General features: G+C 67.8%; 6 protein-coding genes and 1 rRNA gene. All 7 read right to left on the bottom strand.

The features are described from left to right. Positions 1–21: 21 nt before the first annotated feature. The gene (locus tag ACFY9E_RS22040) at positions 22–975 is read right to left on the bottom strand and encodes an FHA domain-containing protein (protein WP_175431347.1); all 954 of its coding nucleotides are present in this window, start codon (positions 973–975) and stop codon (positions 22–24) included. A gap of 61 nt (positions 976–1,036) precedes the next feature. Then, entirely contained in the window at positions 1,037–1,972 is a 936-nt protein-coding gene (locus ACFY9E_RS22045) for a DUF881 domain-containing protein (RefSeq protein ID WP_390986563.1), read from the bottom strand. 5 nt (positions 1,973–1,977) lie between these two features. After that, on the bottom strand, positions 1,978–2,310 hold the full coding sequence (locus ACFY9E_RS22050) for a small basic family protein (RefSeq protein ID WP_003988855.1): 333 nt from the start codon (positions 2,308–2,310) through the stop codon (positions 1,978–1,980). Further along, a complete protein-coding gene (locus tag ACFY9E_RS22055) occupies positions 2,307–3,221 on the bottom strand; it encodes a DUF881 domain-containing protein (protein WP_390986566.1) in 915 nt (304 codons plus the stop codon). The genes ACFY9E_RS22050 and ACFY9E_RS22055 overlap by 4 nt, the downstream gene beginning before the upstream one ends. Positions 3,222–3,319: 98 nt before the next feature. Further along, positions 3,320–5,815, bottom strand: a complete 2,496-nt coding sequence (locus ACFY9E_RS22060) for a sugar phosphate nucleotidyltransferase (RefSeq protein ID WP_390986569.1) — start codon at positions 5,813–5,815, stop codon at positions 3,320–3,322. A gap of 114 nt (positions 5,816–5,929) precedes the next feature. After that, positions 5,930–6,538: a CDP-alcohol phosphatidyltransferase family protein gene (locus tag ACFY9E_RS22065; protein ID WP_390986572.1), complete on the bottom strand. Its 609-nt coding sequence runs from the start codon at positions 6,536–6,538 to the stop codon at positions 5,930–5,932. A gap of 109 nt (positions 6,539–6,647) precedes the next feature. Continuing rightward, positions 6,648–6,742: ribosomal RNA gene (gene rrf / locus ACFY9E_RS22070) — 5S ribosomal RNA — on the bottom strand; the annotation flags it as partial.

A 6,742-nucleotide genomic window follows, 5' to 3' on the forward strand; every position in this document is an offset into this window, starting at 1 on the left:
CGCTGGGGCCTCGGAGCCCGGTCAGTAGCCCCGCTGGCTCGCGTGGAAGACCAGCCGGTACTTGCCGATCTGCACCTCGTCGCCGTTGTTCAGGGCGACCTGGTCGATCCGCTCGCGGTTCACGTACGTGCCGTTCAGGCTGCCCACGTCGGCCACCGTGAACGAGCCGTCCTGTCCGCGACGGAACTCCACGTGCCGCCGGGACACCGTCACGTCGTCCAGGAAGATGTCGCTCTGCGGATGGCGGCCGGCCGTGGTCAGATCGCCGTCCAGCAGGAAGCGACTGCCCGAATTCGGACCGCGGCGCACGACCAGGAGCGCGGAACCCAGCGGCAGCGCGTCGACAGCCGCCTGTGCCTCCGGGGACAGGGTCGGCATCGGCGTCTGGCCGGTGGTCTCGCTGTCGTAGGCCTCAAGACCGGAAATGGAGATCGTGGAGGTCGTCTCGGAGGGACGCTCCGGCGCCGCACCCGCCCGCAGCGGCGCGCCGCAGTTGGAGCAGAAACGGCTGTTCTCCGCGTTGCGGTTACCGCACCTCGTACACACCAGGGCCGACATCGGATCCTCCTGCCGCGGCTGCCCACCGGGGGCGTTGGACGCGTACGGGTCGGAAAACCCTCCACCCGCACCTGAGGTTGACGGTTGCCCGAAACCTATGCCGCCGGGCTGCGCAGGGTCAACCGACGGCGCGCCCTGACCACCGGAAACATCGCCGCCCGGGCCGCCGACCTGGTCCCGGAACAGCGGCCGCTGGCCTTCCGCGTCAGGCTGTGCGCGATGACGAGCGGTGGCGTTGTCGCTGCCTTCTCGCGCGCTCTTGCCGAACAACTTCGCAAACAACTTCACGGGCGATTCCCCTTGACCGAAACAGACCCGCCCGTGGGGCAGGACGAACCCTGACTGAACACTCTGGCCGACCCGGACATCCTGACAACGTCCGTCTGCACCAGACAGTTTCCACCACGCACCGCCCATTCGGTGCGCCGACCCCCCGCAACCTCATGCCCTCGCCCGACGCCGCCCATGCACCCCCGGTTCACTGCGAGGACGACCGAGCGTAGTCAGGCCGCTTCGCTGCTCGCAAGGCGTCCACGACGATCTTGGTCGACCGCTCGATCGTCACGGTGGCCTGTTCCTTCTCGAGAGTCTGCACCACGCCTCCGGGGATGTTGAGCGCCGGCTCGAGATCCTGCGGCTTGCCGATGACTTTGAAACGATAGGGCGCGTTGATCTTGTTCCCGTCGACGCCGACGCCCTTGCCCGAGTCCGTCAGGTACGTGCCGGCGACGACCCGTACGCCGTTGACCTGGATCGCCTCGGCACCCGCCGCGCGCAGCTCCTGGATCGCGTCGAGCAGCATGTCCGCCTCGACCGTCCCCTTCGTGTCCTGGATCGTCATGGTGATGCCGGGCCCCTGCGCGGCCACCGTGCCCGCGAGGATGCCGAGTTGCCTCTCCTTCTCGATCGTCTGCTTCCGGGCCTCCTCGGCCTGGTCGGAGCTGTTCTCCAGCTCGTCGCGCTGCTTCTCGAGACCTTGCTTCTCGTCCTCTAGACGCTGAGTACGGTCATCCAGTTCATCGAGGATGCGGACAAGATCTTCCTGCCGCGCACCACGCAGGGCGCTGTCGCTGTCGCTGTTCGAGGCCACCTGCACAGCCAGCCCGAACCCGAGGCCGAACAGCAGCACCGCGACGATGAGTTGGGCCCGAGTGACGCGCGGCGGCCACAGTCCCTGCACCAGCCGCTGCCGGCCGGTCAGCCGCGGTTCGGGTCCCGGCCGCGGTTCCGGTGCCCGCTCGGGCCCGGACTCGGGCTCCGGCTCCTGCGGGGCCTCCTCGACGGCAGGCGCCACCGGGGGCACCTCCCGGGGCAGTTCCTTGCGCAGCCTGTTCCCGGATTCGGGCCCGCCGCCGCCCCGGCTCGTGCGCGCGTCGTTCTGCTCCCCGGCGGGCGTCTCGTCGTGATCGCTCATCGGCCTCACGCCCGGAACACGTGCCGGCGGATCGCCGCGGCGTTGGAGAAGATCCGGATGCCCAGGACGACCACCACACCGGTGGACAGCTGGGCGCCCACGCCCAGCTTGTCGCCCAGGAACACGATCAACGCGGCCACGACCACGTTCGACAGGAACGACACCACGAAGACCTTGTCGTCGAAGATGCCGTCGAGCATAGCCCGCAGGCCCCCGAAGACGGCGTCGAGCGCCGCCACGACAGCGATCGGCAGATAAGGCTCGACCACCGCCGGAACCTCAGGCCGGACCAACAGGCCGGCCACGACTCCCACGACGAGGCCCAGTACGGCGATCACGATGTGCCCTTCTCGCTCTTCTCAATGCTCGGCTGTGCTGTACGTACGGTCACACTCGGCGCGGCAGGCAGCCGGAGGTCGTCCTCAACGGAGATGCCTGTCCTGATGCCGTAGCTCTCCTGCAGCGCGTTCAGATACAACCCGTCCGCGCTGTTCTGGAACCGCGTGCTCAGCCGCTGCCCGTCCCCCACTGCGAGCACCGTGTACGGCGGCACCAGCGGTTTGTTGTCGACCAGTATGGCGTCCCCCGCGGCCCTGATCGCGGACAGCGCCGTCAGCCGCTGCCCGTTGATGGACACGGCCTCGGCGCCCGACTCCCACAACCCGTTGACCACGCGCTGCATGTCCCGGTCACGCACCCGGCCGGTGTCGGAGAACCCGGAGGTCTCCCGCGGGTTGCCGTCGCCACCCGAAACGGCTTCCTTGGCGTCGTTCACCACGAGCTTCACGCCCGGTCCGTGCACCGCGACCGCGCCGGACAGGACGCCCGCCAGGTCGGAGTCCGCGCTGCCGCCGCTGTGTTTCAGCGCCTCGCGCTGGCGCGCGCTCACGTCCGCGCGCAGTTCGTCGACGGAGTCCTCCAGCTTGTCCGCCGCCTCGCTCTCCCGGTCGATGCGGTCGACCAGCTCTCCCCGTTCCTTGGCGACGACCGGAGCGGCGACCCGTGCCTGCGCCGCTCCGACGGTCACGACGAGAGCCGCCAGCACCAGGCCGGCGGCGAGCCCGAGCTTCGCCCTGAGCGTCTTCGGCATGCCGCTGTCGCCCGCGGCCTTCTTGCGCTCGGCGGCCTCGGCATAGCCGTCGTCGAGGCTGTGGTCCATGACGTTGGTGAGCAACGACATGGACGCGTCCGGGCGCCGGGGCCGCGCGGGTGTGCTCCGAATGGGGGGTTGCTGCGGCATGCCGCACATCGTCGCATGTCGCGGGCGCTACCTCCGAACGGGCCCACCGGCGTGCCGGACAGGCCCCGTTGGGGACACCTGTCCGGCACGCACGCGTGCAGCCCGTTCTACCGGCCGGCGCTGTCCACGACCGCCGACCATTCGTCCAGCAGGGCCTGGGCGGAGGCGTCGTCCGGACCCTCGGCCCACAGGTGGGTGACGGCCTCGGCCGGGTCGGGCAGCACCATCACCCAGCGGCCGTCGGTCTCCACCACCCGCACACCGTCCGTGGTGTCCACGAAGCGGTCTCCGGCCGCTTCGACGACCCGCCGCATCACAAGTCCCTTGACGGCCCACGGGGTCGCCAGATCCCGCTTCAGGACGTGCGCCCGCGGGATCCGCGCGTCGATCTGGCTGAGCGTGAGCTGCGTCCGCCCCACGAGCCCGATGAGCCGCACGAACGCCGCGGTGGCGTCGTACACGCTGCTGAACTCGGGGACGATGAAACCGCCCTTGCCGTCACCGCCGAAGATCGTCCCTTCCTCACCGCCCACGCGGGTGAGGTCGTCGGGAGAGGTGGTCGTCCACTCGACCTGCGTCCCGTGGTACGCCGCCACCTGCTCGGCGATCCGGGTCGTGGTCACCGGCAGTGCGACCCGGCCGCTGCGCCGCTCGGCGGCGACGAGGTCCAGCATCACGAGCAGCGCCCGGTCGTCCTCGATGATCCGGCCCTTCTCGTCCACGAGGGACAGCCGCTCACCGACGGGGTCGAACCGCACACCGAACGCGGCCCCCGAGGACGCCACGATCTCACCGAGCCGCACCATCCCCGACCGCCGCATGTCGGCGGTCTCGGTCGGCCTGGACTCGTCGAGACCGGGGTTGATCGTCAGCGAGTCGACACCGAGCTTGCCGAGCAGGCTCGGCAGCACGAGTCCGGCGCTTCCGTTGGAGGCGTCCACGACGACCTTCAGCCCGGATTCGGCGATCCCGGTCGTGTCGACGTTCCGCAGCAGCGACCCGGTGTACGAGTCGAAGACACTGGCCGGGAAGTGCAGGTCACCGATCTCCCCGGGGAAGGCACGGCGGTACTCCTGCCGCGCGAACACCCGGTCCAGCTTCCGCTGGCTGCCCTGCGACAGGTCGGCGCCCTGCCCGTCGAAGAACATGATGTCGACGGAGTCCGGCACCCCGGGAGTGGTGCGGATCATGATGCCGCCCGCACTGCCTCGCGCGGTCTGCTGCCGGGCCACGGGCAGCGGCACGTTCTCCAGGTCCCGCACGTCGATCGCGCTGGCCTGCAGCGCGGAGATCACGGCCCTCTTCAGCGCGCGGGCACCACGCGAGTGGTCACGGGCCGTGGTGACGGTCGAACCCTTCTTCAGGGTCGTGGCGTACGCACCGGCGAGACGCACCGCGAGTTCCGGAGTGATCTCCACGTTCAGGATGCCGGAGACACCGCGCGCGCCGAAGAGGTGCGCCTGCCCCCTGGATTCCCAGATCACCGAGGTGTTGACGAAGGCGCCGGCCTCGATCGTCTTGAACGGGTAGACCCGGACATTGCCCTGGACGATCGATTCTTCACCGATCAGGCACTCGTCACCGATGACCGCCCCGTCCTCGATCCGCGCCGCACGCATGATGTCGGTGTTCTTGCCGACCACGCAGCCGCGCAGATTGCTGTGGGGTCCCACATAGACGTTGTCGTGGACGACGGCCTTGTGCAGGAACGCGCCGCTCTTGACGACCACATTGGAGCCCACGACGGTGTGCTCACGGATTTCGGAGCCGGCCTCGACCTTGGCGTAGTCACCGATGTAGACGGGTCCACGGAGCACGGCGTCCGGATGGACCTCGGCCCCCTCGGCGACCCATACGCCCGGGGAGATCTCGAAACCGTCGATGTCGACGTCGACCTTGCCCTCCAGGACATCGGCCTGCGCCTTGACATAGCTCTCGTGGGTGCCGACGTCCTCCCAGTAGCCCTCGGCGATGTAGCCGTAGACGGGCTTGCCTTCCTTCATCAGCTGCGGGAAGACATCGCCGGACCAGTCGACGGGCACATCGGGCTCGACGTAGTCGAAGACCTCGGGCTCCATCACGTAGATGCCGGTGTTCACGGTGTCGGAGAAGACCTGGCCCCAGGTGGGCTTCTCGAGGAAGCGCTCCACCTTGCCTTCCTCGTCGACAATGGTGATACCGAATTCCAGCGGGTTGGGCACACGCGTGAGGCAGACGGTGACGAGCGCGCCCTTCTCCTTGTGGAAATTGATGAGCTCGGTGAGGTCGAAGTCCGTCAGAGCATCGCCGGAGATGACGAGGAAGGCATCGTCCTTCAGCGCCTCTTCGGCGTTCTTGACGCTTCCGGCGGTTCCGAGTGGCTTCTCCTCATTGGCATAGGTGAGCTCCATACCAAGCTCTTCGCCGTCACCGAAGTAGTTCTTGACCAGTGAGGCCAGGAACTGGACAGTCACGACTGTTTCGTTGAGCCCATGCCTTTTGAGCAGCCGCAGAACATGCTCCATGATCGGCCGGTTCGCCACCGGCAGCAGCGGCTTGGGCATGCTTGAGGTCATAGGGCGAAGGCGCGTGCCTTCGCCTCCGGCCATCACGACGGCCTTCATGTCGGAAGCGTCCTCCTCGAAGAGACGGTCTAGCCGACTTCCCCCGCCAGGATTGTCCCGCACTTATCCAGCGCGGGCCATCGCTCCGCCGTGGCAGCAGGACCATCCGGGGCTTCAATCGGCCGTGGCATCCGCTCGGACCAGGCGGCGGACTTGTACCACGTAGAGGACTCCTGCCCACCAGTACAGCGTTGTACCCCATCCGGCGAACGCCCATCCGAAAATAGCAGCCAGTGACGAGATCCAGCCGGTTCCGTCACTGAGCAGAAGCAGGGGGAAGGCGTACATCAGGTTGAAGGTGGCGGCCTTACCCAGGAAGTTCACCTGGGGCGGCGGATAGCCGTGCCGGCGGAGGATGCCCACCATGACCAGCAGGACGAGCTCTCGCGCCAGAAGTACAGCGGTCAACCAAAGGGGCAGAATCTCACGCCAGGTCAGGCCGACCAAGGTCGAGAGAATGTAGAGCCGGTCGGCCGCGGGATCCAGGAGCCGGCCGAGGCTGCTGATCTGATTCCAGCGGCGCGCGAGCTTGCCGTCCAGATAGTCGCTGATGCCGCTCAGGGCCAGGATCAGAAGGGCCCAGCCGTCACTCTTGGGCCCACCGAACTCAGGCCACAGGATCAGCCACAGGAAGACGGGTACGCCGACGAGGCGAGCCATGCTGAGGATGTTCGGGATGGTGAGCACACGGTCCGTCTGGACGCGAGTCTCCTGAACCTCCACCCGGGGGCCTCCTGTGGGAAACGTGCCAACGATGCCCCCTGACCTTACCTCAACGCAAAAAAGCTCTGGCTCTTGGGCTGTATGCCCAAGAGCCAGAGCTCTAAAAGAAGTTCGGCGGCGTCCTACTCTCCCACAGGGTCCCCCCTGCAGTACCATCGGCGCTGTAAGGCTTAGCTTCCGGGTTCGGAATGTAACCGGGCGTTT

Source organism: Streptomyces sp. NPDC012466 (assembly GCF_042955215.1).
Classification (GTDB): Bacteria; Actinomycetota; Actinomycetes; order Streptomycetales; family Streptomycetaceae; genus Streptomyces.

Bases quoted from the DNA above. Each gene is read 5' to 3' on its own strand.
- ACFY9E_RS22045 (WP_390986563.1), bottom strand. From the start codon at position 1,972: ATGAGCGATCACGACGAGACGCCCGCCGGGGAGCAGAACGACGCGCGC.
- ACFY9E_RS22060 (WP_390986569.1), bottom strand. From the start codon at position 5,815: ATGAAGGCCGTCGTGATGGCCGGAGGCGAAGGCACGCGCCTTCGCCCT.
- ACFY9E_RS22055 (WP_390986566.1), bottom strand. From the start codon at position 3,221: ATGTGCGGCATGCCGCAGCAACCCCCCATTCGGAGCACACCCGCGCGG.
- ACFY9E_RS22040 (WP_175431347.1), bottom strand. From the start codon at position 975: ATGGGCGGTGCGTGGTGGAAACTGTCTGGTGCAGACGGACGTTGTCAG.